General features: G+C 35.3%; 25 protein-coding genes. 16 read left to right on the forward strand and 9 right to left on the reverse strand.

Features of this window, described 5'->3' with window-relative positions:
- Positions 1-8: 8 nt before the first annotated feature.
- Entirely contained in the window at positions 9-563 is a 555-nt protein-coding gene (locus tag AC3ISE_RS22460) for a recombinase family protein (RefSeq protein ID WP_489224529.1), read from the reverse strand.
- Positions 564-834: 271 nt separating this feature from the next.
- Between AC3ISE_RS22460 and AC3ISE_RS22465 the strand changes: the two genes are divergently transcribed.
- The 6 genes from AC3ISE_RS22465 to lpdA all read left to right on the forward strand — a co-directional run bounded on the left by AC3ISE_RS22465 (position 835) and on the right by lpdA (position 7733).
- Positions 835-1047: a hypothetical protein gene (locus tag AC3ISE_RS22465; RefSeq protein ID WP_489224530.1), complete on the forward strand. Its 213-nt coding sequence runs from the start codon at positions 835-837 to the stop codon at positions 1045-1047.
- A gap of 131 nt (positions 1048-1178) precedes the next feature.
- On the forward strand, positions 1179-1409 hold the full coding sequence (locus AC3ISE_RS22470) for a hypothetical protein (protein WP_243356618.1): 231 nt from the start codon (positions 1179-1181) through the stop codon (positions 1407-1409).
- 257 nt (positions 1410-1666) lie between these two features.
- Positions 1667-2926, forward strand: coding sequence for a CYP152 family fatty-acid peroxygenase CypC (cypC, locus tag AC3ISE_RS22475; protein WP_489224531.1), 1260 nt, complete (start codon positions 1667-1669; stop codon positions 2924-2926).
- A 392-nt stretch (positions 2927-3318) separates the two neighbouring features.
- Complete coding sequence (locus tag AC3ISE_RS22480) at positions 3319-3684, forward strand: ArsR/SmtB family transcription factor (protein ID WP_061786333.1); 366 nt, start codon at positions 3319-3321, stop codon at positions 3682-3684.
- Positions 3677-6076 carry a heavy metal translocating P-type ATPase gene (locus AC3ISE_RS22485; protein ID WP_489224532.1) on the forward strand — a complete coding sequence of 800 codons (2400 nt, stop codon included), beginning with the start codon at positions 3677-3679 and terminating at the stop codon, positions 6074-6076. Before AC3ISE_RS22480 ends, AC3ISE_RS22485 begins: the two co-directional genes overlap by 8 nt.
- A 238-nt stretch (positions 6077-6314) precedes the next feature.
- Positions 6315-7733, forward strand: a complete 1419-nt coding sequence (lpdA, locus tag AC3ISE_RS22490) for a dihydrolipoyl dehydrogenase (RefSeq protein WP_489224533.1) — start codon at positions 6315-6317, stop codon at positions 7731-7733.
- A gap of 245 nt (positions 7734-7978) precedes the next feature.
- Here the strand turns inward: lpdA and AC3ISE_RS22495 are convergent, their stop codons facing one another.
- Positions 7979-8281: a hypothetical protein gene (locus tag AC3ISE_RS22495; protein WP_489224534.1), complete on the reverse strand. Its 303-nt coding sequence runs from the start codon at positions 8279-8281 to the stop codon at positions 7979-7981.
- Between the two features lie 180 nt (positions 8282-8461).
- Between AC3ISE_RS22495 and AC3ISE_RS22500 the strand changes: the two genes are divergently transcribed.
- Entirely contained in the window at positions 8462-8701 is a 240-nt protein-coding gene (locus AC3ISE_RS22500; RefSeq protein ID WP_489224535.1) for a hypothetical protein, read from the forward strand.
- A 124-nt stretch (positions 8702-8825) separates the two neighbouring features.
- On the opposite strand, the gene lspA is transcribed toward AC3ISE_RS22500, so the two are convergent.
- Both lspA and AC3ISE_RS22510 read right to left on the reverse strand, forming a co-directional pair.
- On the reverse strand, positions 8826-9272 hold the full coding sequence (gene lspA, locus AC3ISE_RS22505; protein ID WP_489224536.1) for a signal peptidase II: 447 nt from the start codon (positions 9270-9272) through the stop codon (positions 8826-8828).
- A 106-nt stretch (positions 9273-9378) separates the two neighbouring features.
- On the reverse strand, positions 9379-10047 hold the full coding sequence (locus AC3ISE_RS22510) for a CadD family cadmium resistance transporter (protein WP_489224537.1): 669 nt from the start codon (positions 10045-10047) through the stop codon (positions 9379-9381).
- 272 nt (positions 10048-10319) lie between these two features.
- Between AC3ISE_RS22510 and resA the strand changes: the two genes are divergently transcribed.
- From resA to ccsB, 4 genes are all read left to right on the forward strand, one after another.
- Positions 10320-10847 (forward strand): thiol-disulfide oxidoreductase ResA, encoded by a 528-nt coding sequence (gene resA, locus AC3ISE_RS22515; protein ID WP_386850332.1) that lies wholly within the window; start codon positions 10320-10322, stop codon positions 10845-10847.
- A 28-nt stretch (positions 10848-10875) separates the two neighbouring features.
- Positions 10876-11583, forward strand: coding sequence for a cytochrome c biogenesis CcdA family protein (locus AC3ISE_RS22520; protein ID WP_489224538.1), 708 nt, complete (start codon positions 10876-10878; stop codon positions 11581-11583).
- Between the two features lie 98 nt (positions 11584-11681).
- Positions 11682-13325 (forward strand): cytochrome c biogenesis protein ResB, encoded by a 1644-nt coding sequence (gene resB, locus AC3ISE_RS22525; RefSeq protein WP_489224539.1) that lies wholly within the window; start codon positions 11682-11684, stop codon positions 13323-13325.
- Between the two features lie 13 nt (positions 13326-13338).
- Positions 13339-14514, forward strand: a complete 1176-nt coding sequence (gene ccsB, locus AC3ISE_RS22530) for a c-type cytochrome biogenesis protein CcsB (RefSeq protein ID WP_489224540.1) — start codon at positions 13339-13341, stop codon at positions 14512-14514.
- Between the two features lie 173 nt (positions 14515-14687).
- On the opposite strand, the gene AC3ISE_RS22535 is transcribed toward ccsB, so the two are convergent.
- On the reverse strand, positions 14688-15068 hold the full coding sequence (locus AC3ISE_RS22535; RefSeq protein WP_386850335.1) for an ArsR/SmtB family transcription factor: 381 nt from the start codon (positions 15066-15068) through the stop codon (positions 14688-14690).
- Between the two features lie 207 nt (positions 15069-15275).
- Between AC3ISE_RS22535 and AC3ISE_RS22540 the strand changes: the two genes are divergently transcribed.
- The 3 genes from AC3ISE_RS22540 to AC3ISE_RS22550 all read left to right on the forward strand — a co-directional run bounded on the left by AC3ISE_RS22540 (position 15276) and on the right by AC3ISE_RS22550 (position 18755).
- Entirely contained in the window at positions 15276-15938 is a 663-nt protein-coding gene (locus AC3ISE_RS22540; RefSeq protein ID WP_489224541.1) for a class I SAM-dependent methyltransferase, read from the forward strand.
- Positions 15939-16046: 108 nt separating this feature from the next.
- Complete coding sequence (locus tag AC3ISE_RS22545; protein WP_489224542.1) at positions 16047-17423, forward strand: phenylacetate--CoA ligase family protein; 1377 nt, start codon at positions 16047-16049, stop codon at positions 17421-17423.
- 169 nt (positions 17424-17592) lie between these two features.
- Positions 17593-18755 (forward strand): IS3 family transposase gene (locus AC3ISE_RS22550; protein ID WP_489224456.1). Its coding sequence is split into 2 segments (ribosomal slippage): positions 17593-17869 and positions 17869-18755, totalling 1164 coding nucleotides; the frame shifts between segments, so codons are not numbered across the junction.
- A gap of 136 nt (positions 18756-18891) precedes the next feature.
- Here the strand turns inward: AC3ISE_RS22550 and AC3ISE_RS22555 are convergent.
- The 4 genes from AC3ISE_RS22555 to AC3ISE_RS22570 form a co-directional block, all read right to left on the reverse strand.
- The gene (locus tag AC3ISE_RS22555; RefSeq protein ID WP_489224543.1) at positions 18892-19746 is read right to left on the reverse strand and encodes a cytochrome c oxidase assembly protein; all 855 of its coding nucleotides are present in this window, start codon (positions 19744-19746) and stop codon (positions 18892-18894) included.
- A 981-nt stretch (positions 19747-20727) separates the two neighbouring features.
- On the reverse strand, positions 20728-21786 hold the full coding sequence (locus tag AC3ISE_RS22560; protein ID WP_489224549.1) for a flavin-containing monooxygenase: 1059 nt from the start codon (positions 21784-21786) through the stop codon (positions 20728-20730).
- A 54-nt stretch (positions 21787-21840) separates the two neighbouring features.
- Positions 21841-22047, reverse strand: coding sequence for a hypothetical protein (locus AC3ISE_RS22565; protein WP_489224415.1), 207 nt, complete (start codon positions 22045-22047; stop codon positions 21841-21843).
- Between the two features lie 316 nt (positions 22048-22363).
- On the reverse strand, positions 22364-23308 hold the full coding sequence (locus AC3ISE_RS22570; RefSeq protein WP_489224416.1) for a COX15/CtaA family protein: 945 nt from the start codon (positions 23306-23308) through the stop codon (positions 22364-22366).
- A 348-nt stretch (positions 23309-23656) separates the two neighbouring features.
- On the opposite strand from AC3ISE_RS22570, the gene AC3ISE_RS22575 reads away from it, so the two are divergent.
- Together AC3ISE_RS22575 and qoxA are read left to right on the forward strand one after the other, a co-directional pair.
- A complete protein-coding gene (locus AC3ISE_RS22575) occupies positions 23657-24100 on the forward strand; it encodes a Fur family transcriptional regulator (protein WP_489224417.1) in 444 nt (147 codons plus the stop codon).
- 362 nt (positions 24101-24462) lie between these two features.
- Positions 24463-25425 carry a cytochrome aa3 quinol oxidase subunit II gene (gene qoxA, locus AC3ISE_RS22580; RefSeq protein ID WP_489224418.1) on the forward strand — a complete coding sequence of 321 codons (963 nt, stop codon included), beginning with the start codon at positions 24463-24465 and terminating at the stop codon, positions 25423-25425.
- The last annotated feature ends 6 nt before the right edge of the window (positions 25426-25431 follow it).

The following is a 25431-nucleotide window of genomic DNA, read 5'->3' on the forward strand; positions in this document are numbered from 1 at the left end:
GTTCATTTCTATATACGTTCTATAGCTCGATACAACACAGATTTACTAACACCAGTCATATCTGAAATCTCTTTTATACTGTACTCCTTAGAAGCATGTAGTTTTAATGCTCGTTCTACTAATTTTGGATCCTTAATTGGTCTTCCGCCACTTCTACCTCTAATTCTTGCAGATTGTAATCCTGCTTTAGTGCGTTCACTGATGATATCCCGTTCTAACTCAGCAATACTTGCCATGGTACGGAAGAAAAAACGACCCATTGCATTTGATGTATCAATGTTGTCTCTTATAGAAACAAAATTCACTTTTCTTTCCTCAAAGGTTTCTGCTAGTTCAATTAAGTGCTTAGTAGATCTTGAGATACGATCTAGTTTATAGACAACCACTGTATCTCCTTCACTTATTGCTTTTAAGAGTTGCTCTAATTCTGAACGCTCTTTTTTTGTTCCGGTTATTTTTTCTTTGTAGATGACAGCTGCCCCTGCCTTTTGTAATGCATCCATTTGTAATTCTAAATTTTGATCTTGAGTAGAAACTCGGGCATATCCAAAAATTTTCCCCATTCTATTCCCCTCCTAAAAGTAATTATTCCCTAATACGGGAGTGCCGTCAATTTTAGGGAAAAAGTTAAAGGGAATAGTTTAGGGAACGGTAAACATTCAAAAACTATGTAAATATAAGCACACGAAAAAACTCCCTAAAACGTTCGTTTTAGGGAAAAGGTTATTTATTGAACTTTATCCTAAACGTGGAAAATGGTTGAGCTATTCCTTTATATAGGGGGACACCTAAGTTCAATATTACATAAATATATATACTATGTGTGGTTATTTTATGGAGGTGAGTGTATGCACCAATGCCGTTGTTGTCACGGTGGAGGACGTTGTCGTTATTGTGATGGGGCTGGTATGTGCTGTTGTTGTAGTGGGCGTGGATGTCACCATTGTCAGGGAAGTGGATGTTGCCCTTGTTGTCACGGCGGAAAAAGATGTAGTTGTTGTGGTGGATCAGGTGTTCAACCAATGTAAAGCTTACAAATTCTATTAAGACGAGAGCTTGTTATCTAAGCTCTCGTTTTTTATGTTTATAGTGTTAAAAATCTAGTGAGTGTTAAGTTAGCGCAGTGTAGTATAATATCATTGGACACATCAATCATTTTTACATAAGGGGGAAAAGGGATGAGAAAAGTAATATTTTCTTTAGCATTTTTAGTAGTGATGGCATTTAGTGGTTCTGTTTATGCAGCACAATCGGAAGAGATGGATTGTTGTCAATCAAAAAAAGAATGTATGGAAATGTGTGAGGAAATGAACTGTCAAATGGATTGTTGTGAAATGACGAAAAATGGAAAAATGAAAATGAAAGATTGTAAGAAAATGATGAAAAAGTCAAATATAGATTGCTGTTAATTTAGTATAATGGATCTTCCAGTCGAAACCACCCATTGATTTTACTACATTTTAAACATGGTACACTCAGAATAAACACAAAAAATAAAAAACCCTAATTTGGATTAGGGTCTTAGGCTGTCGACAAAGTCGGCAGCCATTTTCTTTATCTTGATAATGTTCAATATATAGTATGTTGATCTAAGTTTTTTTCAAGAGTAATTAGGGAAAAGTTACAAAGAATAAAAACATCACTAATGAAAATGGAGATGAATGATATGGCAGATACAAATCAAATGCCTTGGGAAGAGGGCATAGATCATAGCTTAAGCCTTATGAGAGAAGGATACATGTACATTTTGAACAGACGTAAAAGTTTTAATTCTAATGTTTTTGAGACCCGATTACTTGGAAAGAAAGCGATCTGCATGGTAGGAAAGGAAGCTGCGAAAGTTTTTTATGACACTGAGAAATTCAAAAGGAAAGATGCAGCACCGAACCGGGCGGTTCAAACATTGTTCGGGAAGAATGGTGTGCAGGCATTGGATGGACAAGATCACAAACATCGGAAAGAAATGTTTATGTCCATCATGTCTCCTAAAGGACTTCAAAACTTAACAAACATTACAAAAATACAGTGGAAGAAAGCACTAGATAAATGGGAACAGATGGATGAAGTTATTCTTTATGAAGAAGTAAAAGAAGTCCTATGCAGAACAGCCTGCCAGTGGGCAGGTGTCCCGTTGGAAGAAGACGATGTTAAGGAAATGACAAAAGACTTGGCGGCGATGTTCGAGTCTGCAGCTGCAGTTGGTCCAAACCATTGGCTAGGGAGAAATGCAAGGAATAAAGTAGAAAATTGGATTGGTGAGTTGGTTGATAAGGTGCGTAATGGGGAAATTAATCCTCCAGAAGATACTGCTTTACATAGATTTGCTTGGCATCGAGATTTAGAAGGAAATCTTCTGGTTACCGAGACTGCTGCTGTGGAAGTGATCAATATCTTGAGACCTATTGTGGCAATCGCTATATTCATCAATTTCACTGCGCTGGCATTGTATCATTATCCGGAAGAAAGGGAGAAACTTGAATCCCGTGATGAAAAATATGCTCAAATGTTTGTACAGGAAGTTCGCCGTTTTTATCCGTTTTTTCCGTTTGTCGTAGCATTGGTAAAAAAAGATTTCACCTGGAACGGCTATAAATTTGAAGAAGGCACATTAACTTTACTGGATCTTTATGGCACAAATCATGACCCTGAAATTTGGGGGAATCCAGATATGTTCAGTCCTGATCGGTTTACTAAATGGGAGGGAAGCCCATTTGGCTTCATTCCGCAGGGTGGTGGTGATTACTTTATGGGTCATCGCTGTGCTGGAGAGTGGGTCACCGTTGAAGTCATGAAAGTAAGTCTTGATTATCTAGCCAACCAAATGGAATATGAAGTTCCTAACCAGGATTTAAGTTACAGCATGGTGAGCATGCCAAGTATTCCTCATAGCAAAGTAGTGCTAAAGAATGTTAAACGAAAGTTATAATTACAGATAATTAGCTTATTAAGTTCGCTTTTAGCTGAACAAGATAAATTGACAATGTTAATTCCTTAATCACGGAAGTAGGTTTTATAAGTAGATCCCCTAATATTAATGGAGAGTCGAAAAAGCAAAGCCCGTTTTTCTCTAACAAAGAGAGAAATCGGGCTTTTTATAGTGAAAAACTCTTTGTTTTAAAACTGCATCCTGACGATATTCCCCCTAGTGTATCCAACATAAAAAGGAAATTAAATTCAGTTATAAGAATAATTAATTACTGTAAACTAAAGAAAACCTGCTTTTTATGTAAGTTATATTCAAACATATATTTGACTATTTGTTTTTGTTAAATTATAATAATATTCAAATGAATATTTGATTGATATGAGGTGGAAAATTTGCAAAATGATGCATGTGAAGTTACGTGTATAGATGAAGAAAAAGTCAAAAGAGGTAAAAATGAACTACTCCAACAAAATCCTTTGGAAGTAGCCAAAATTTTTAAAGCTTTATCGGATGATACTAGGATTAAGATTGCGTATGCTCTCTCTTTAGAAGATGAATTGTGTGTATGTGATGTAGCGAATATTGTGGGTGCTACAACTGCCACAACATCTCATCATTTGAGGTTACTAAAAAATCTTGGATTAGCTAAATATCGAAAAGAAGGTAAGTTAGTTTACTATTCATTAGATGATGATCATGTAAAGCAACTAATACAGGTTGCATTTGCACACCAGAAGGAGGTTGTTAAAATTGTCTGAAGCAAAAGCATTAGAGGCTGAAAAAAATGTTTACCGCGTTCAGGGATTTACATGTGCAAATTGTGCTGGGAAGTTTGAAAATAATGTTAAAAAACTCCCAGGAGTTCAGGATGCAAAAGTAAATTTTGGTGCATCTAAGATATCTGTTTATGGTGATGCAACGGTTGAAGAACTAGAAAAAGCCGGTGCATTCGAGAATCTTAAAGTGGCTCCTGAAAAACCAAGGCGGGAAGCTAAACAAAAGGTTGAAGAGGACAAAAACGTATACCGTGTTGAAGGATTTACATGCGCAAACTGTGCAGGGAAATTTGAAACTAACGTAAAACAGATCCCAGGAGTTCAGGATGCAAAAGTAAATTTTGGCGCATCTAAAATTGCTGTTTACGGCAATGCAACAATTGAAGAACTAGAAAAAGCCGGTGCATTCGAGAATCTTAAAGTGACTCCTGAAAAATCTGCTCGCCAAGTTTCACAAGAGGGAAAAGAAGATATGAAAGAAGATAAAGTGCCGTTTTATAAAAAGCATAGTACGCTACTTTATGCTTCCTTATTGATCGCCTTCGGTTACCTTTCCTCGTCTGTGAATGGAGAAGAGAACATTGTTACTACCTTATTGTTTTTAGCGTCCATGTTAATCGGAGGATTATCACTTTTTAAAGTCGGTTTGAAAAACTTACTACGCTTTGAGTTTGACATGAAAACCCTTATGACAGTAGCTGTTATAGGTGGTGCTATTATTGGAGAATGGGCAGAAGTTGCCATTGTTGTTATTCTCTTTGCGATTAGTGAAGCACTTGAGCGATTCTCTATGGACAGAGCAAGACAATCGATTCGTTCATTAATGGATATCGCTCCTAAAGAGGCACTCGTTAGACGTAATGGACAAGAAATAATGATTCATGTCGATGATATTGCTGTTGGGGATATTATGATTGTAAAACCAGGTCAAAAGATTGCGATGGATGGTGTAGTCGTAAGTGGCTACTCTGCAGTCAACCAAGCAGCTATTACCGGTGAATCAGTCCCCGTTGAGAAAACAGTTGATGATGAAGTATTTGCAGGTACATTAAATGAAGAAGGATTACTTGAAGTAAAAATAACGAAACTTGTAGAAGATACAACGATTTCTAAAATTATTCATCTTGTAGAGGAAGCACAAGGAGAACGTGCTCCTTCGCAAGCATTTGTCGATAAATTTGCAAAATATTACACACCGATCATTATGATCATTGCAGCATTAGTTGCTATAGTCCCTCCTTTATTATTTAATGGCAGTTGGGAAACATGGGTTTATCAAGGATTAGCTGTTCTTGTTGTTGGTTGTCCCTGTGCGTTGGTCATATCGACTCCGATTTCAATTGTTTCAGCGATTGGGAATGCTGCGAAAAAAGGTGTTCTTGTAAAAGGCGGAGTGTATTTAGAAGAAATGGGTGCCTTAAAGGCTATAGCATTTGATAAAACAGGTACCTTAACAAAAGGGGTCCCAGCTGTAACTGATTATAATGTGTTGAATAAACAGATGAATGAAAAAGAATTATTATCCATCATTACTGCATTAGAGTATCGTTCTCAGCATCCACTTGCATCTGCGATTATGAAAAAAGCAGAAGAGGAGAACATTACTTATTCTGACGTACAGGTAGAGGACTTCTCTTCTATTACAGGTAAGGGTATAAAAGGTATTGTAAACGGGACGACTTATTATATCGGTAGCCCGAAACTCTTTAAGGAATTATTGACTACTGATTTCGATAAAGAATTAGAACAAAATGTTACTACTCTTCAAAATCAAGGTAAAACAGCCATGATTATTGGAACCGAAAAAGAAATACTTGCAGTTATTGCAGTTGCTGACGAAGTTCGTGAATCAAGTAAGGAAATTATTCAAAAGTTACATCAACTTGGAATCAAAAAAACAATTATGCTTACAGGTGATAACAAAGGTACTGCGAATGCAATAGGTGGCCATGTCGGAGTATCAGATATTCAAGCTGAACTTATGCCACAGGACAAATTAGACTTTATTAAACAGTTGAAATCTGAGTATGGCAACGTAGCTATGGTAGGAGATGGTGTCAATGATGCACCTGCATTGGCGGCCTCAACAGTTGGTATTGCAATGGGTGGAGCTGGTACAGATACAGCCCTGGAAACGGCAGACGTCGCTCTAATGGGTGACGATCTAAGAAAACTTCCATTCACTGTAAAACTTAGCCGAAAAACTCTAAATATAATCAAAGCTAACATTACTTTTGCAATTGCTATTAAATTAATTGCCTTACTATTGGTTATCCCAGGCTGGTTAACGCTCTGGATTGCCATACTTTCAGATATGGGTGCAACCCTTCTGGTAGCATTAAATAGTTTACGACTTATGAAAGTGAAAGAATAAAGGGAAAAGGGCTTTCCAGATAGATTGGAAAGCCCTTTTCTAAAAATGATTACCATTTTGTGTAAATTCTAAATATTCTATCTAATTAATAATGAAAAGAATTGGGTATAAGTAAAACATCAGATTTTATATTACATATAAGTCTCCAAATGGAACAATAACAATTTTAATCATAATCATAATCAAAAATGAATAATTCTCTTCATTCAATATGAAATCATCGAAGGAGGAATCTGAAATGTCTGTAGAAGTAAAAAAGGATGTTGATTTATTAGTTATAGGCGCAGGATCAGGAGGTTATGTGGCGGCCATACGTGCTGCACAGTTGGGAAAAAAAGTGGTTTTGGTGGATAAAGCGGAATTAGGTGGGGTTTGCCTTAACCGTGGTTGTATTCCGTCAAAGGCCCTTATTAGTGCATCTGAACGAGTAAAACATATTAAACATGCAAACTCAATGGGAATCAAGGTTTCTGGTGAAGTTGAAGTAGAGATGCCAGAAGTAGTGAAGTGGAAGGACGGTATAGTAAATAAACTAACGAATGGAGTTCGGACTTTGCTGAAAGGCAATGGAGTGGAAGTCATTAGTGGGGAAGCTTTTCTTACTGAACCCTATGTTGCCAAAATCAAAATTGGTAACGAAGAACAACTCTTTTCATACAAAGATTTAATCCTTGCGATAGGATCATTACCTACTGAGTTAAAAAGTATGCCATTTGATAGAAAAAGAATCATCTCTTCAACTGAAGCATTGATGCTTCAAGAAGTACCAAAACATTTAGTTGTAGTAGGTGGTGGTTATATTGGTTTGGAGCTAGGCACTGCTTATGCCAAGTTTGGGGCAAAAGTGACGATTCTAGAGGGTTCCGATACGATTCTACCTGGTACAGACTCCATGCTAACAAATGTGGTCAAAAAGCATTTAAAAGAGCTTGGTATGACAGTCATAACAAATGCTTTGGTCCAAGGGGGAGAAAATACCGGTGATGAAGTAAATGTCCGGGTTGAAGTGAATGGCAATGAAGAAACCGTAAAAGGTGATTACTGTTTAGTATCCATAGGAAGAAAGCCTAATACCGGGCGAATTGGACTGGATAATATCGGAGTTGAAATAGACGAACGAGGATTTATTAAGATCAATGATAAATGTCAAACAAACGTTGATCATGTATATGCAATCGGAGACTGTGCTGGTGGTTACCTACTTGCTCATAAAGCGAGTTACGAAGGGAAGATAGCTGCAGAAGTGATTGGTGGACTAAACAGCGTAATTGATTTTCAGGCCATGCCGTTTGTTATTTTCAGCGATCCTGAAGTAGCCTATACAGGTTTAACAGAGAAGGAAGCAAAAGAACAAGGATACGAAATAGTTTCTAGTCGTTTTCCATTCCAAGCCAACGGCAGAGCATTATCTGTATCGGATGCCGATGGTTTTGTACAAGTTGTAGCGGATAAGGAGTCAAATCGGTTGTTAGGTGTTCAAATGGTAGGGCCAGATGTATCTTCGCTCATTGCTGAAGCTGTTTTTGCAATAGAGGCTGGAGCAACAGCAGAGGATCTTAGTCTTACGATCCATGCCCATCCAACTCTACCTGAGCCTCTAATGGAAGCAGCTGAAGGTGTTATGGGACATGCGATTCATATGTTGAATAAAAAGTAATTCGTACAGTTTATATCACATGAATTTTAGATTGACCTGCATCGAACATTTGTGCAGGTCAATTTATTTTATGCATAGCTTTAAATGATTTAATACCTGATGTAAATTGTTGAATTAAGTATATAGGAAAAGATGTGAATGGTTTTTTGAAGAATTCATTTCTTAATTAGAAAATTAAGTAGAAACAAAAAAGAAAGAGCTGGAACTTTTGTCCATGCTCTTTCTTTTTTGTTTTCATTATTCCATTAACAATCGTCATACATAGAATGGTTTTGGTTCTGGTGGTTATTCATGGGACTTTGCGTACTATCATTTGAATCTGTCTGTTCTGTATTTAAATTCTTTGATGTTGAGTTTTCATTTGGGATATTGTTTTGATGATTATTCATAAAAGAATTCATCATTTCAGAACAATAATCCATCATCTGTTGCCAATTTCCATTCCCTTGACTAGGAACGCTGTTTGAATGTGCAAGAGCAGCAGTGCTAATACCAAGAAACAAAGCTACAGCTACCATAGATGTAAGTAATTTTTTCAATACTTTCACCCTCCTTTGTCCTCATTATACCCATATATTTGAAATAAAAAAACAGGGAAGATTGAAATTTATAAAAATTCAAAAATGATAAAAGCTTTCTTTTAAGTAAAGAAACTTTATTGAACAAACACTTAGTTTTATCTAAATACATACTTTTGGATTGAGCGCTCTTATGAAAGGAAGAGTAAAATGTATTATTATCCTAATCAATGGTATCAATATCCATATGTTTATCGATCAGAAGAAAATAACGGAAAAGAGGAACAAGAATGGGAAATTGAAAAGAAATTTATGGATGACATGAGAAAAATGATGTATCAGCATTCCCTTATTCAAATGCAAATTTTAGAAAAGGTTCATCATATTGATCGGAGATTATTCGAATTAGAAAGAAAGTTAACAACGGGTAATAGTACGATGAATAATTGAATTAGTTATTAATTTTATATCGAAAGTAGCGAGTTACATATTTTAACTCGCTACTTTTATTAGTAGTACATTAATCGGAATGGGCGGATTAGAGGAAAGAGAAATTTTCAACTGAAACCTTTCCTTAAGATTGAAATCTCTCTACTTTTGAATCTTTATATGTACTAATAAGAAATAAGATACCTCCACTAACTAAAAATACATCTGCTGTATTAAAAATTGGATAATCAATAAATGTTACTTCGAACATATCTGTTACTTCCCCAAAAATTAAACGGTCTACAACGTTTCCCATTGCACCTCCTATAAAAAGGCCAAAGGCTATACGTGTTAGCTTATCAGTTACTTTTCGAGAATAAATAAGACCAATGACTATAACAATAATTGCAATGCTAATTAAGAATATTTTTTGTCCTGAAAAAATTCCCCAAGCAGCACCTGTATTTCGATGAGATGTTAATTGGAAAAAGCCATTGATAATTGGAATGGATTGCCCGTAGTCCATAAAATTTCTAACTAAATATTTAAAAAGTTGATCAATACTTAGTGTGAGTATAATGATCCAATACAAAGTCGTCACCTCAGGATTTTATTTTCTATAAAGATTTGTACTCAATACTTTAAAAATAAAGGGGGTTTAACAATAAAGTTATCGTAAACCATTGCATAATATCTAATTAACCGAAGAGAGACCATAGGTTAGAAAGTGTATTATTTTCTAGCATAATATATATTCCTAACCCTATAAACACAATTGGAATAACCCATCGGCCGTATTTCTCAAGTGTTTCAGAAACATATTTGAATCTTGCTAGACGATAGCCGATTAAACACCAGACCGCAACCATTATAAAGAAAGTAACAACTGTAATGACCAGTTGGTTGTTATTTAAAGTAGAAAAGAACGGAACATAAATTCCAATATTGTCCCCACCATTGGCAAATGTGATAAAGGCTATACTCATAAAGAGTTTGTTAAATCTTCCTGAATTTAAACTAGAAAGAATAGCCCCTTCATCTTCATCTTCACCCTTTATAAACAGTTTAACCCCTAAATAGATCGGAATTAATCCCAGTAAACCTACCCACTGATCAGGAATGAGTGTTACTCCAAATGTTGCTAAGAGACTGATTAAAACTAAAAGTGCAAAACCAAGATATTGGCCAATGACTATATCTCTGGGGTAAATGCGGTTTCCCTTTTGCTGCATGCTAACCACTCCGTCGTTACTCGCTTTAGCTTGTGAACTTGCCTGAGAGAACAACAACATTAAGACAAAAATATCATCGATATTGGTTACTATAAAAGACCCTAAAGCAGAGAGAATGGTTAAAATTAAATTCATAAAAAATCTCCTTTTTAAAATACTCCATATACGGAATAAAAGATATTTAGTTGTGTTAGTTTGTTACACCTTATATTATTTCCCCTTCATGTAATGATTTAGAATTTCACTTTGTACAATCCTAAAATTAATAAATAGTATTTTAAGTGAAAATAGTGGAAGTTATTATTCAAATATTTGTTTGAATATATTGTGCTTTTAGATTAAAATTATTAACGTAAAATGTCAACATTAAAATGTTGGTTTGAATAAAAATAAAAAGGGAGAGTAAAATGAAAAACAAAAGAACCAGATCTATTGTACGTATTTGTCTTCTGCTTCTTATGGGTTTAGCAGTAGCCTATACTCTTTATCAAAACTTTTTTACTGAAAAATTACGGGTTCAGGCAGGGGACCAAGCACCTGATTTTGTTCTTGAAGATATGAACGGTAAAAACGTTCAACTTTCTGAATTAAAAGGAAAAGGAGTTTTTCTAAACTTTTGGGGTACTTGGTGTAAGCCTTGTGAAAAGGAAATGCCTTATATGGAAAGACAGTATAGTCATTTTGAAAATCTTGGTGTAGAGATATTAGCTGTTAATATCGGCGAAAGTGATATTGCTATTGAATCGTTCGTAAATAGGCATGGGCTTACATTCCCTATACTTAAAGATAAAGATAGAGCTGTGACGGAGGCTTATGACATAACACCGATTCCTACAACATTTTTGATTGATAAGAACGGAAAAGTATTAAAAGTGATTACAGGAAGTATGACCGAAAGGGATATAGCAAACTACATGGAACTCATTAAGCCATAGAATAAATAAACAGTTAGGTGGTATCTTTTTGGAACAACTAAGTTTACTTCTTGCATTTGGAGCAGGTCTTTTATCATTTATTTCGCCTTGTTCACTTCCTTTGTATCCAGCTTTTCTTTCATATATTACAGGAGTGTCTATAAATGACCTAAAGGAAGGAAAAGGTATTTTAAGAAGGAAAGCTTTTATACACACTATCTTGTTTTTGGTAGGATTTTCAATTATCTTTTTAGCTTTGGGACTTTCTACTTCTTTTATCGGTACATTTTTTATGGATTATCAAGATTTGCTAAGACAACTGGGAGCTATTGTGATGGTGTTTTTTGGTTTAGTTCTAACAGGGGTTCTTAAATTTGATTTCCTACTTTCTGATAAGAAAATTCATTTTCAAAAGAGACCTTCAGGTTATTTAGGATCAATTTTGATTGGAATTGGTTTTGCTGCTGGATGGACTCCTTGTACAGGTCCGATCCTTGCTGGGGTCATTGCATTAGGTGTTTCAGACCCAGGAAAAGGACTATTATACATGATTTTCTATGTCTTAGGTTTTTCTATTCCATTTCTATTAATGTCTTTATTTATCGATAAGATGACTTTTCTAAAGAAACACAGTGCAATCTTTATGTCTATAGGAGGCATTTTGATGATTGTGATGGGAGTATTATTGTACTTAAATATGATGACAAAAATTATTGCAGTATTAACAAGTTTGTTCGGAGGATTTACTGGATTTTAAGGGGGGTTTCAGAATCATTCTTTTTAATAGATTAAAAAGCAAATCTGAAAAATTTAAATAAATGTATTTAAATGATTAAATCGTAAGGAGTTATTAGAATGGAACATGTCAAATGCGAATGTGGTTACTCCATTCCACATGGAACGGTTCTTTGTGAGTCTTGTGGACGAACTATTGGTAAAAGTAAGGATGAAATTTCAGAAGAATTGTTGGATATGAGGTACGATGGAAGCGCAAGACGCTCACAAACGTATAAAAATACACTTATCGATAAGATTTGGAACTTTTTCTCATCCGTTAAAGTGGGGGTTTGGATAATCGTTCTTCTTTTAATTGCTTCTGCGATTGGAACGATCTTTCCTCAGGAGATGTATATTCCTTCAACCGTTGTACCGCAAGAGTTTTATAAGGATGAATATGGATTTCTTGGACAAATGTATTATGAATTAGGTTTTCACAATCTCTATGGTTCATGGTGGTATTTTTTATTACTAGCAGCTCTAGGTATATCACTTGTTATTGCGAGTTTAGACCGGTTTATTCCACTGTATCGCGCTTTGAAAAAACAAGGGATTACACGCCATGAAAGTTTCATGCGCAGACAACGCCTTTTTAGTGAAACAAATATGACAGAGAACATCGATGAACAACTGACTTTGATAAAATCCAGATTAAAGAAAAAAGGTTATCATTTACGTGAAGAAAACGGCAATCTTTTAGCTGAGAAAAATCGATTTTCAAGATGGGGCCCTTATGTTAACCATGTAGGACTTATTATCTTCCTTATTGGTGGGATGCTACGATTTTTACCAGGGATGTACGTAGACGAAATGCTTTGGATTCGTGACGGTGAAACAAGTGTTATCCCAGGAACCGAAGGAAAATACTATTTAAGCAGCGATAAGTTCATTATGGATACCTATCAAAAAGATCAAGAGGATGAAGTTTTTGCAAATACTCTTTCACGAGTCGGAGATGGAAATGTCGTCAAAAACTTTCAAACAAATGTGACTTTGTATGAACGAAAAGGTGAAATCGTTCATGGAGTGAAGCCCGAACTTAAAAAGGTGAAAGATGAACAAATTAGAGTTAATTATCCCTTGAAACACGATTCATATGCTCTTTACCAGACTTCTTATAAATTAAATGAACTAAATAAGTTTATTTTTAGTTTAGTAGACAAAGAGACAGAAGAAAGTTTTGGCAAGATTACAGTTGATTTGCTGGAGCCAAAGAAGGAGTATGATTTAGGCAATGGGTATAAAGTAGAAATTGTTACTTATTTTCCAAACTTCTATTTCAACAATGAAGGTGTACCTGATACCAAAAGCCGAGTTCCTGACAATCCAGCATTTGTATTTAACATGATATCTCCTGAAAAACCAGATGGTGAAAAAAGCTTTGTTGCCATTCAACAAACGCTTGACCCAGAGGAAGATAATCAATTAAAAATGAAATTTGAAGGCGTTGAAACGAAAAACCTGTCAGCCCTTACAGTTCGGAAAGATCATACGTTATGGTTTCTTGGTGTAGGCGGTGCTATTTTCATGATTGGAGTCATTCAAGGATTGTATTGGAATCATAGACGTATATGGATTAGACGCGATGGTGACAGCGTATTAATTGCAGGACATACAAATAAAAATTGGTATGGTATTCGAAATGAAATGAACCGTATTTTAAAAGAAACCAGCATTCAAGAACTAACCGATAAAACAAACGATAAAAGTCAAAATTCGTAGAGGAGGAAAAGATGTGGTAGCTCTTAGCAGTAACTTACTATACGCAGCATTCTTACTATATCTAGTTGCAACATTTTTATTTGGAGGAGCCATTCGAGATAAGAGAAAGCAATACGAAAAACCAAGTAAATGGGCAAAAGTCGCAATAACTGTCACTATTTTAGCTTTTGCTTCTCACTTAGGTTATTTTATTACTCGATGGGTCGCTTCTGGACAAGCACCTGTTAGTAATATGTTCGAGTTTATAACAGCCTTTAGCATGATGATGGTCCTGGCTTTCATTATTCTTTATTTTATATATAAGGTAGCTGTATTGGGTTTGTTTACTTTACCAATAACATTACTGATCATTGCTTATGGAAGTATGTTCCCGACAGACATTTCTCCATTGATACCAGCACTCCAAAGTGATTGGCTTGCTATCCACGTAACAACAACGGCACTAGGTTCAGCTATTTTAGCCAGTAGTTTTATTGCAGGTGTCATTTATTTACTTCGTTCTGTTGATCAGACGAAACGCTCAAAGGAAACTTTTTGGCTTGAGGTTGTCATGTACACGATTGTGGCGACCCTTGCTTTTGTAGTGATAACAAGTGTTTTCAGAGGAATGGAGTATGAAGCTGTCTACAAATGGGTTGATAAAAATGATCAAGAGGTTGAAATGACATATAATCTACCTTCGATTGTAGGTCCACATCAAGGTGAATTACTTACAAAAGGTAAAATGGAAGCCTTTGTTGAAGTACCAGCGATTATCGCGGCAGGAAAATTAAACACAGTCATCTGGTCTATTGTTACTGGTTTATTTTTATACGGGATTCTAAGACTGATTTTAAGAAAAAGAATTGCTGCAGCGCTTAAGCCATTAACAAAGAATATCAAACTTGATTTGGTTGATGAAATTGGATACAGATCGGTTGCAATAGGTTTTCCGGTATTCACTTTGGGTGCTCTCATTTTTGCGATGATTTGGGCTCAAATTGCGTGGACGCGTTTCTGGGGATGGGATCCTAAGGAGGTATGGGCCTTAATTACATGGTTATTTTATGCTGCATATTTACATTTGCGGCTTTCTAAGGGCTGGCATGGTGAGAAATCAGCATGGCTCGGAGTAATAGGTTTTGGAATTATTATTTTCAACCTAATTTTCGTTAATCTAATTATTGCTGGTCTACACTCTTATGCATAAAGAAATAAATTCTTTTAAAGCTAACTAAAAGTTTATGTGATAAATCTAAATTCATTTTTATCTATGTTATTAGAGGGGGGGATAATCTTGTAGATCCCCTCCACTTATGTAAATTGACAGTATTTTTGAAAATGCGTTTTAAACATAAAGCATATCCGAATTTCTATTCTTATTCATCTTTCCTTATGATGAAAAGAGAGTAGAACCATCGACTTAAAAATTTCATCATCGATATAGTAAAATGCTAATTTACCTTCCTTTCTATAGTTAGCTACACCTGACCGTTTTAAAAACCGCAAATGATACGAAGCTGTGGCTATAGAGGAATGAATAATATTAGCCACATCACATACACAAAGTTCCCCTTCTATAGCTAATGAAAGAATAATCTTTAATCGTGTCTCATCAGCAAGGAGTTTAAATTTTTTTGATAGATGAAGTGTACTTTTAGTACTTAACAAATCTTGTAACCTTGATACTTTTATAGGGTCATAACTATAGATCTCACATTCATCTTTTAGAGTATCTTTTCTATTTTTATCAACTAATGACAAATCTCCCACCTCATTAAAAATATGTGATTAGCTTATAATGAGCAAGCTTTAATGTCAACATTCAAATATTTACTTGAATAAAGAAGTGAAGCATTTCATATTCTTTTATGTCACAAATCATAAGTATCTAATTCATATGTTACTTAGCTCTAAGTAAAAAAACAAAAATCATAAGTCATTTATTATGAATGAAGGGATGCATGTTTAATGGATAAAAACAAGAAAGGTGAATATATCCCTGCACTGAAATACCATTGGATGACTCGATTTTATGATCCTTTAATTCAATGGGGAATGCAAGAAAAAAAGTTTAAAACCCATTTAATTAAGCAAGCAACTCTCCAACCAAATGAAACGATAATGGATTTAGCTTGCGGTACAGGTACACTTGCACTTTTAATACAGCAATCACAACCTGGTGTGCAAGTAATTGGAGTCGATGCTGATCATGAAATATTATCGATTGCTAAGGATAAAATTAAAGAAACTCAAGTTAATAATATTACCTTTGAGGAAGGGTTTTCTGATAAACTTCCCTTTTCCAATAATGTATTTCATCATATATTTACAAGTTTATTTATTCATCATTTAACTCTGGAGATGAAAAAGAAAACATTTGAAGAAGTCCATCGGAAACTCAGATCTGGTGGCCAATTCCATATCATTGATTTTGAGAAGCCACAAAATTGGTTGATGCGAGTTGCATTTTTCTCTATTCAATTTTTAGATGGGTTTGAAACAACTTCAAATCATGTAAAAGGGATTATTCCTAATCTATTAAAAGAAACTGGATTTGTCTCAATTGAAGAAACTGGTCAATTTTCCACTATTACGGGCACACTAAGGGCATATAAAGCTTTTAAGCCATAAGCTGTTTGATGTTTTATTAGACTTCTTTGATTTTTAGTACATGTAATTTTTAAATGGCCATAGTACTGACAATAAAATTTTTAAAACAGAGAGATGGGAATGACATACATGGAGAATATCTCACCTTTAAAAGCAGTTATGGAAATCTGGAAGGTTAAACGAGGCAAACCAGAAGACATTCTCTCTCGGCAACAATCTCGTTTAGCTGACCTTATTAATTTTGCAAGATCAAACTCTCAATATTACGCACAAAAATACAGCGAGTTGCCTGAACGGATTACAAGCTTACAGCAAATTCCTCCAGTCACCAAATCAGAACTCATGGACCATTTTAATGATTGGGTAACTGATCCAGAAATCACCATAGAAGGTGTGAAGGAATTCGTGTCAAATATGTCATTAGTTGGATATCTTTATTTAGGGCGCTATATGGTTTCGACCACTTCAGGGTCAACTGGAGTACCTGGAATCTTTATTCAGGATAAAGATTCAGATACTATCATGAAAACATTGATGGCTATTCGCGGAACAACAAAATTAAAATGGAGTGACATATTGAAAGTAGCAGCCAAAGGTGGACGAAATGCAGCGGTATGCTCTACAGCTGGACATTTTACAGCATTCTCCACTGCTGAACGCCTACGCTTAAAACGACCATCAAACGGAAAAATAAGAGCTTTTTCTATCCAATCCCCCCTTTCCACGCTCGTCAAAGAATTGAATGAATATCAACCAGCTTTAATTGGGGGGTATGCAACAGCGATGGAAATTCTAGCAGAAGAACAAAAAGCAGGTCGGTTAAATATTCAGCCTGTAGCGATCCTTTTGGGGGGAGAAAAATTATATCCAAATGTTCGTGAGAAACTAGGATCCGTTTTCCAAGCTCGCGTTCTAGATCTTTACGGCGGTACAGAAGCAACAGCCATGACTTTCGAATGTGAAGAAGGTCAGTTTCATGTAAATACAGATTGGATTATATTTGAACCAGTAGATGAATATTACCAACCTGTGCCACCAGGGAAGCAATCTCATTCGGTTCTAATTACAAATCTGGCCAACAGAATACAGCCTCTTATTCGTTATGAACTAACTGACCGTGTCATCATGTCCCCAGAACCATGCAAATGCGGGAGACCATTCCCGGTCGTTCAAGTCGAAGGGAGAACGGATGACATTTTAAAATTCTCTACCAACGGTCAAATCGTTCATATTCTGCCCTTGGCTCTCAAAACCATTGTGGAGGAAATACCAGGCGTAAGGCGTTTTCAACTAATTCAAACGGCACCAGATCAATTAACAGTACGTTTAGAAGTGGACGAGGGTAATCTTAGAGATCAAGTTTGGGAAAATGTTAGAGAAGCCCTATTAGATTACTTTGCAACGCAGGGACTAACTAACCTGTTAATAGAAAAATCGGATGAGTTGCCACAAAGGAACCCTAAAAGTGGAAAGTACCAGCATGTTTGGGTTGATTATCATGAATAACCAAATGGTAATGTATCTGGATTTATACAGAATGAAACGACTAGAATAATGACTTAAAAACCGATGATTCCTTAGCGTAGGAAATAGACTAACCTAAATTAATGAGACACAATAAAACACCTTCGAAATGGTACACTTAAACAAAGTACTAATTCGGAGGTGTTTTTGCATGGGCAAAAACGTATATTCAAAAGAAGTTAAATGGGCAGTAGTTAAAGATAAAATGAGTGGTCAGTTGACAAACCAAGAAATCATGGAGAAGTATGGGATTAAAAATGTTTCTCAAATCAAAACGTGGATGAAATGGTATCGTGAAAATCAAGTCCATCGATTTGACCAACCGATTGGAAAACAATATTCGTATGGACATGGGCCTGATAGTTCAAGTGAAGAAGAGAAAAAAGAACATCAAATGAATCACTTAAGACAGGAGAATGAAATCTTAAAAAAGTATTTGGAGATCGAAAAGGAGCTGAAAAAGAAATCGTCCTCCAACTAGTACAGACATTACGAAAAAAATATACAGTATCAGCTATTTTAGCTGCTTTAAATGTACCCAGATCTACTTATTATCGCTGGGCATCTTTACAACCAATAGAGTTGTCTAGGGAAGAACAATCCATTATCCTCCTCTGTAAAAAAACAAAGTACCGATATGGCCACCGTAAAATCAAAGAGCTGTTAAAGCGTAAATATCATATCAAATTAAACCGTAATACTGTTCAACGGATTATGCAGAAATATCATCTTCAATGTAGAGTAAAGGCAAAGAGAAAGTGGAAGTCTCAAGGGGAATCCGTTATTGTCGCTCCTAACTTATTAATGAGGGATTTTACTGCGAGCCAACCTAACCAAAAATGGGTGACGGATATTACCTACATCCAATATGGTCCAGACACCTTATATTTATCAACTATCATGGATTTATTTAATAATGAAATCGTTGCTTACAAGCTTTATACTCACCAACAAGTCCCTTTAGTCATTGATACCTTGAGTGAAGGGCTCGAAAAACGAGGAAACCCTAAAGGAGTGATCATCCACTCGGATCAAGGCAGCGTGTATTCTTCTTATGCATATCAAAATCGGATAAAAGAAAAGAATCTAGTCAGTAGTATGTCACGCAGGGGTAATTGTTGGGATAACGCGGTCATTGAATCTTTTCATTCTAACCTGAAATCAGAGGAGTTTCAGTATGTTAAATTCAATTCTCTATCCCAAGAAGAAGTAAGGGAACGTGTAGATCAATTCATGAAGTATTATAATGAAGAGCGTATACAAGAAAAATTAGGCTACCACACACCAATAGAGTTTGGTGGCATGGCAGCCTAAGAAGGTGTTTTATTACTGTCTCATACGACTAGGGCAGTCTAGAAAAATCGGCTTTTTTTATGTCGAATATTGCTTAGCGTGGGTTTTATGTCAAAATGTTGGTGGTACCCCTTAAAGTAATAACGTACAGATAGGTTTAATAGCTTTTTGAACGTTCCAGTCTAAGTCTATCTTCTTCTCTTGTTTTGTTTTTTTCGCTTCGCGTCCATTGAAAAAATATAATGGCTAACACGATGCCGTAGATAACTTCCTGCATCACTTTCATAACAATACCGCCAGACTGCTGATCATCAAGCAGGGATATCCCATACAATCTAGGCACTTCAAGGTATGTGTCATACAAAATTTCTTTTGAAAAGATGATTAGGGCACAAGCTGGGGTAAGTAACATCCCCATTCCAAAGATATAAGCCACTTTATACAATGGTTTTAACTCATTTATCCTTGTTGGCGATAAAACGGGCCACCACATAAGCATGGCTGCAGGAAACAGGATCAAGATAGAGAGATTCATCCAAACCATATTAGACATAATGGCATCAAAAATAAAAGGAATATGGTAAAAGGAAAACAAGGCATTAAACAAGATAATCGCGATCAAAGGCTTGGCCAAAAGAGTAAAACTTTTACTTATCCACCTGGGCAGTTTTAGTTCGATTGCTTTCACCATTCCTAGTGACAATCCACCTAATATCAATGGGGGCACCGCCATATATAAAATAGACTGCTGCAGCATATGTATAAGAAATAATGAATGACCCATTTGATTTAAAGGGCTTCCTTTTGCAATAAATAAGAGAAGTACACCCAACAAAAAAGAGATTTTTTTTAATCGGCTAACAGAAAAGGTTTCATTTCTCTTTAATTTTCCAAATCCTGTTGTATATAAATAAAAACCAGCCAACAATAAGGTAAGCAGAAGTAAAAAAGGATCCCAACCTGACATGAAGCTTCCTTTTTCCATGTGGTGCATACTTTCCATTCGGATCATACAGCTCCTCTCATAAATGAAAAAGCTAGAAAGATGTTCTTTTTAATGAATAACTTATCTATTTCTTTTGCTTGTTAAGTAATAGAATTCTCCAAGTTAACATGAATATGGAAAGCATAATGATCATCAAAATTAATAAGCTATTCGTGATTTTCAAAAACATAAAAACTTGAATAACGCCTATTATTACAGCAGCAGTCCATAATAGACAAAATCGTTTGATAGAAACTGAAGTAACTCCATAGCTTGAAGCCATAGTAGCGATGGACCAAATAATTAACAAAAGGGATGCTAGGGTAAGAATTTCTTGTACATGAGGACCACCTTGATAAATGAGGGAAAGCAAAAATGAACTTACCGTAAATATTATGAAATCCCCAAAATATAAGGTGAGAACTATACTTCTTGTTCGGAACCTTTTCTTAAATTTAATCATGAATTTCCTCGCTTTCATTTAACTTACTCTAATGGATTATAATATGTGAAAATGTATTCATGTAATAAAATTTATCACGGCCATTAGGTAATACTCAATCTACTATTTTGTGAACAATTCTATTTGTTTCATGCATGAACATTAAATGCGCTCAGAGTATCTAAGGAAGCATTTTTAATAGATGGATAATTGATGTTTTTTTAGAGTAAATACTAACTCATTTGGAGGTTAAGTTAATAAGGATCGAAGTAAAAAACAAAATTAATTGATAAGCCATTTTATCTTTTACGTTTGGGATTTTATCCATGTTTATACCATTTATCGGTTTTATATTTGGAATTCTAGGAATCATGAATGCCAGAAAAAGTGTCATTGAAATTAAAAATAAAAACGAAACCGGCAAAAGCCTTGTCTAAGCAGAATGATTTGTAGTATTACCGGAATAGTCGCCCAATTTCTTTATATATTACTGGCGGTAATAGGTTTTGTGTCCTTTGGAGAGATGATCACAAAGTAAAACAAAAAAAGAGCGAATTACGCTCTTTTTACTTTTTGCTATCTAAAATGTGTTTAAAAATATACTCAGCGTCCGCACCTACGCCTTGAATTAATGCAGAACCACGGCTTGATTGCCAAGGCAAACCTAGAAAGTATAATCCTTTTCTGAGAGCAACACCTCTTGTTTGGAGAGGTTCACCTCTGTCATTTAAAACATTAGGAAGTTTCACCCAATCATAGTTGGATCTGTAACCGGTAGACCATACTACGTTATCAACTTTTAAGCTGGTTCCATCTTCAAATAAAAAAGTATCCTCCCGAATGGAAGTTGTCCTTGGCTTCAATGCAACTGTTCCGTTTTTAATAAGGGTTTTCAGCTCAAAGCCAAAGATAGGATCTGGTTGTTTTCTTAAATATCTCCCTGCAAAGGAATTTAAATTGGCACGATAGATCCCCAACTTGTCAAAATACCAAAAGATGCTTTTATCTCCAATGTTAAGCGGCAGGAATTTCATTCGATGTCCAACTGATAAATGGACACTTCTTGTTTCAGAAAGTTCACTTGCAATTTGTGCTCCAGAATTCCCTCCGCCAACTACTAAAACCGAACCGTCTTTCAACTGGTTGGAATTTATGTATTCTGAAGAATGTATTTGTTGAACTTGATCAGAAAGTTCTTCCGAAAACATGGGAACTTGCGGTTGTTGAAAAGGCCCTGTTGCTATGACAACGTTCTTTGAACTAAATTTCCCGTTGTCAGTTACTATCTTGTAGCAATGTTCATATTCATTCAGTGTCAGTTCTAAAACATTTGTATTGAACAACAATGGCAAAGAATTCATGTCGGCATATTCCCGTAAATAATCAGCAATTTCATCCTTAGAAGGGTATCCGTTTTGGTTCCCTTTTAATTTCATACCAGGAAGAGAGCTGTATGAACGTGGCGTGAAAAGTGTCAGTGAATCATATCGTTTTCTCCAAGTTTCGCCTAACTCTTTTGATCCATCAAGAATTAAAAAAGAATGGTTGCTCTTCTTTAAATAATAACCTATTGCAAGTCCAGCTTGCCCAGCTCCAATAATGATTACATCGTAATTCACAATCATCACATCCAATCATAGCAAACCATTTATATAACCTATAATTAGTTTCCATGAACTTTATTTATGATCTTTATTATTTGTTATTTTTATAGATCTTTCTAGTTCTTCTGCTTTTAATTGTTCTTTCATAGACACTTTTTTAATAAGAAAAAACACAGCTACAGCAGCTAGAAAGAAAATGAACATCGTGATTCCTGCCGGAAGGTACTCCGATTTATCTTCAGGAAAATAGAGAAATAGTCCAAATATGTATACGTTTAGCAAAAAATCCCTCCCTTTTCTAAATAAAACTATATCAATTTTCAATAGGTGCTTAAAGCCCTAACATGAAAATTATGGTTTTTGGTCTTATTGTTCTTCCTTGAACTTTTTATTTAGAATTTGAGGACAATTACTTTAAATAGTCGTCAAAACTTAACAGCCAGGCTAATCTAGGGGGAGTGGAAGAGCAATAGAAGGGGAAGTTTCTATAGATATAATACTGATGAAAAACAAAGATTTTTGGTAAAAAATAGAGGGATTCTTCTTAGAAGACCCCTCTATCATCTTAAATTTAAGTGCATCTTGCTGCCTCAGCAAATTAACTGACTCTCTGGGCTTGGACCTCAGCCTCATTTTCTCTAAAATTGAGGCTGCTGCGAGATGCTAACAGCATTAAATAACTGAGTACGCCAAAAAGTAAAGTAATAATTAATGAATGTGCAAGGGCTATATACAAGTCCATTTTTGTTGCAACAATCAGAATTCCACTTGTTATTTGCATAAGCAGCAAACTTACCACAACTATAAAGCTGTACTTAATAATTCGGTAATTACTATACTCTTTGAAGGCTAAATAAACTACATACCCAATCCATATGGCAAGGATTAACGCGAGAGAACGGTGCCCCAGCTGCACAAATTCCTGAATGGTCTGAGGGAAAATAAACTTTCCATTGCTAAAAGGAGTAACGGGCAGTGCGAGACTGGCTCTTTCGTGCCGGACCAGTGCTCCCGAATAGACGACGAAGTATGTGTAAAAAGATAGCAGATAGATATGAACCCGCATTTTTTTCCCTATTACTAAATTACGTGCATCAAACTTCTTATCTACTTCAAAAACTAATAAAGCAAGCAGCAAGACTGAAGCGTATGAAACTAAGGAAATTCCAAAGTGTAAAGCCATAATATATGGATTTTGTCCCCATATGACAGATGCAGCTCCCATTAATGCCTGTATGATGAGGAATAAAACTGCTATTAGTGCAAGAGGCTTTGTTTCCCTTCTTCCTTTAATATAAATTACAGACAAAACAGCTAACGCTACAACAAAGATTGATCCTACCATCGTTGTTGCTCTATGAGTAAATTCAATCACTTTTTCGGGTGTTACATCAGAAAGCTGAACAAGCTGACCTTCACAAAGCGGCCAAGATCGTCCACAGCCGTCTGCTGATCCGGTTTTAGTTACAAGGGCTCCCCCAATAACCACAAAAGTCATAGATATAACGGCTAAAACAGCAATGATCTTTATTAATTTTATCAAGTGAAATCTCTCCTTAAGTGTTGATTTTCAGGAAGAAGAACTGGGATTGTTTTTCTATGTTTCATCTCTTTTGTAACACTATTCTTCTATTATGATAAAATACAATGTGAATTAGTTCACATTAAAGAAAAATACACATTTTTGTCATAAAGCTTTGAATGTTTAGAAACAGAATTCAGATAATTCAATGAAATGCGATGTTAAATCTTTTAATCGAGAAGTATTTTAACTCGTTTTATCAAAGACCATTTTGTTCATCTTTTGCTTTGTACAGATGAAAACATTTATAATCTTTCTGTTTTTACAAATAATATGATCAAATTCAAGTTAACAGGAGTGTGCCAACTAATGAATGAGAGTGATTTGGAGTTTTATGCAGCAAAATTAAAAGACAGTAATATAAAATTAACTCCGCAGCGCCTTGCCATTATAAAGGAATTATTGGCTGAAGAGTCACCAGTAACATCGGATTATCTTCATAGAAAAATACTAGTTGATTTCCCGACGATAACCCAAGCTACCATTGATAACAATATGAAGATCTTTGAAAAGTGTAATGTTGTAAAAAAAGTGAAAACAAACAGTCAAACCTTAAAATATGTAATGACCCAATTACCCTTTTATAAATGCGAAGTGAGTTGTATCCGATGTGGTATTAATCTTGATTTTAGTGATAAAGGCAAAGATTTGACCAATTACTTTGATGACATTCTTACAGGCTTTAACCCTCTCAATTTAAATTTAAAAATTCAGGGTTTATGTGCTGAATGCGAAGAGAAGAAAATTATATAGGTGAGGCTAATCAAAAACTGTGGTATCCCTTATAAGAGGAAATTTAAGTAAAAAGCTATTATTTAAGTTAAGTTTATCGAATAATTGTATTCACTTTTCTAGCTATTCTTGTAAACCCTAAAAATTCTCAAAATAACGCTTAATATACCAATATATAAAAATTCTCCCTATTTTGTTACCAAATTGTGAAATAAATACGTCTAATTTTTGAAATTACGTGAAATGAGCCAAAAAATGACTTTTCAAACGCCCAGTTGTTTATTAGTTTTGTTAGTATATGTAGGTAGATTTCATATTTAGATTCTACCTTGATCTCTTTCATTGAATAATGATTGATCTTTTAGAAAGGAAGGTGAACAACGATGTTCAAAAAATTCAAACCATTGATGGTCATTATGACCCTATTTTCATTAGTTTTTGTATTAAGCGGCTGTAGTGAACTTGTGATTTTAGATCCGAAAGGACCGGTAGCTGCCATTCAACGTGATCTTATCATGTTATCAATCTACTATATGCTATTTATTATTGCTGTGGTTTACATCCTGTTTACCTGGGTGGTTGTAAAATACCGCGATCGACCTGGATTTAAGGAAAAAGATTACAAACCTGATATGCATGGGAACACGAAGCTAGAGATTATCTGGACTGTAATCCCGATGATCATTGTTACAGCGTTATCGATTCCTACTGTACAGGCACTTTACGAGCTGGAACAACCGCCAAAGGATACACGTGATAAAGAACCAATCGTTATTCATGCTACTTCAGTAGATTGGAAGTGGATATTCAGTTATCCAGAGGAAAATATTGAAACGGTTAACTATATTAACATACCAGAAGACCGTCCAATCCTTTTCAAAATAACATCTGCAGATTCAATGTCTTCATTGTGGATTCCGCAATTGGGAGGACAGAAGTATGGAATGGCCGGGATGGAGAATAAATTATATCTTCAGGCAGATGAGCCGGGAGAATATGATGGAAGAAACTCCAACTTTACAGGCGATGGTTTTGGAGAACAAACGTTTAAAGTTTTAGCACAAAAAGAAACAGACTATAAAAAATGGGTACAGGAAACTCAAGAAAATGCACCCAAGTTGACTGAAAAGCAATATGAGAAGTTAATGTTCCCTGAACCATCTGAGAAAATGACATTTTCATCAACGCATCTTAGTATCGTAAATCATGCGAACAATTCTGAATATGCATTAGAAGTTCGTCAAAAATATGGCGTTCTGCAAAACCCAGAAATGAAATTAGATAAAAAAGATAAAGAAGAAGACGAGTCAGAATCCAATTCACATCATGGATCACACTCTAACTAAGAGAGG

The sequence above is a fragment of the Metabacillus sp. KH_069 genome, from assembly GCF_057838075.1.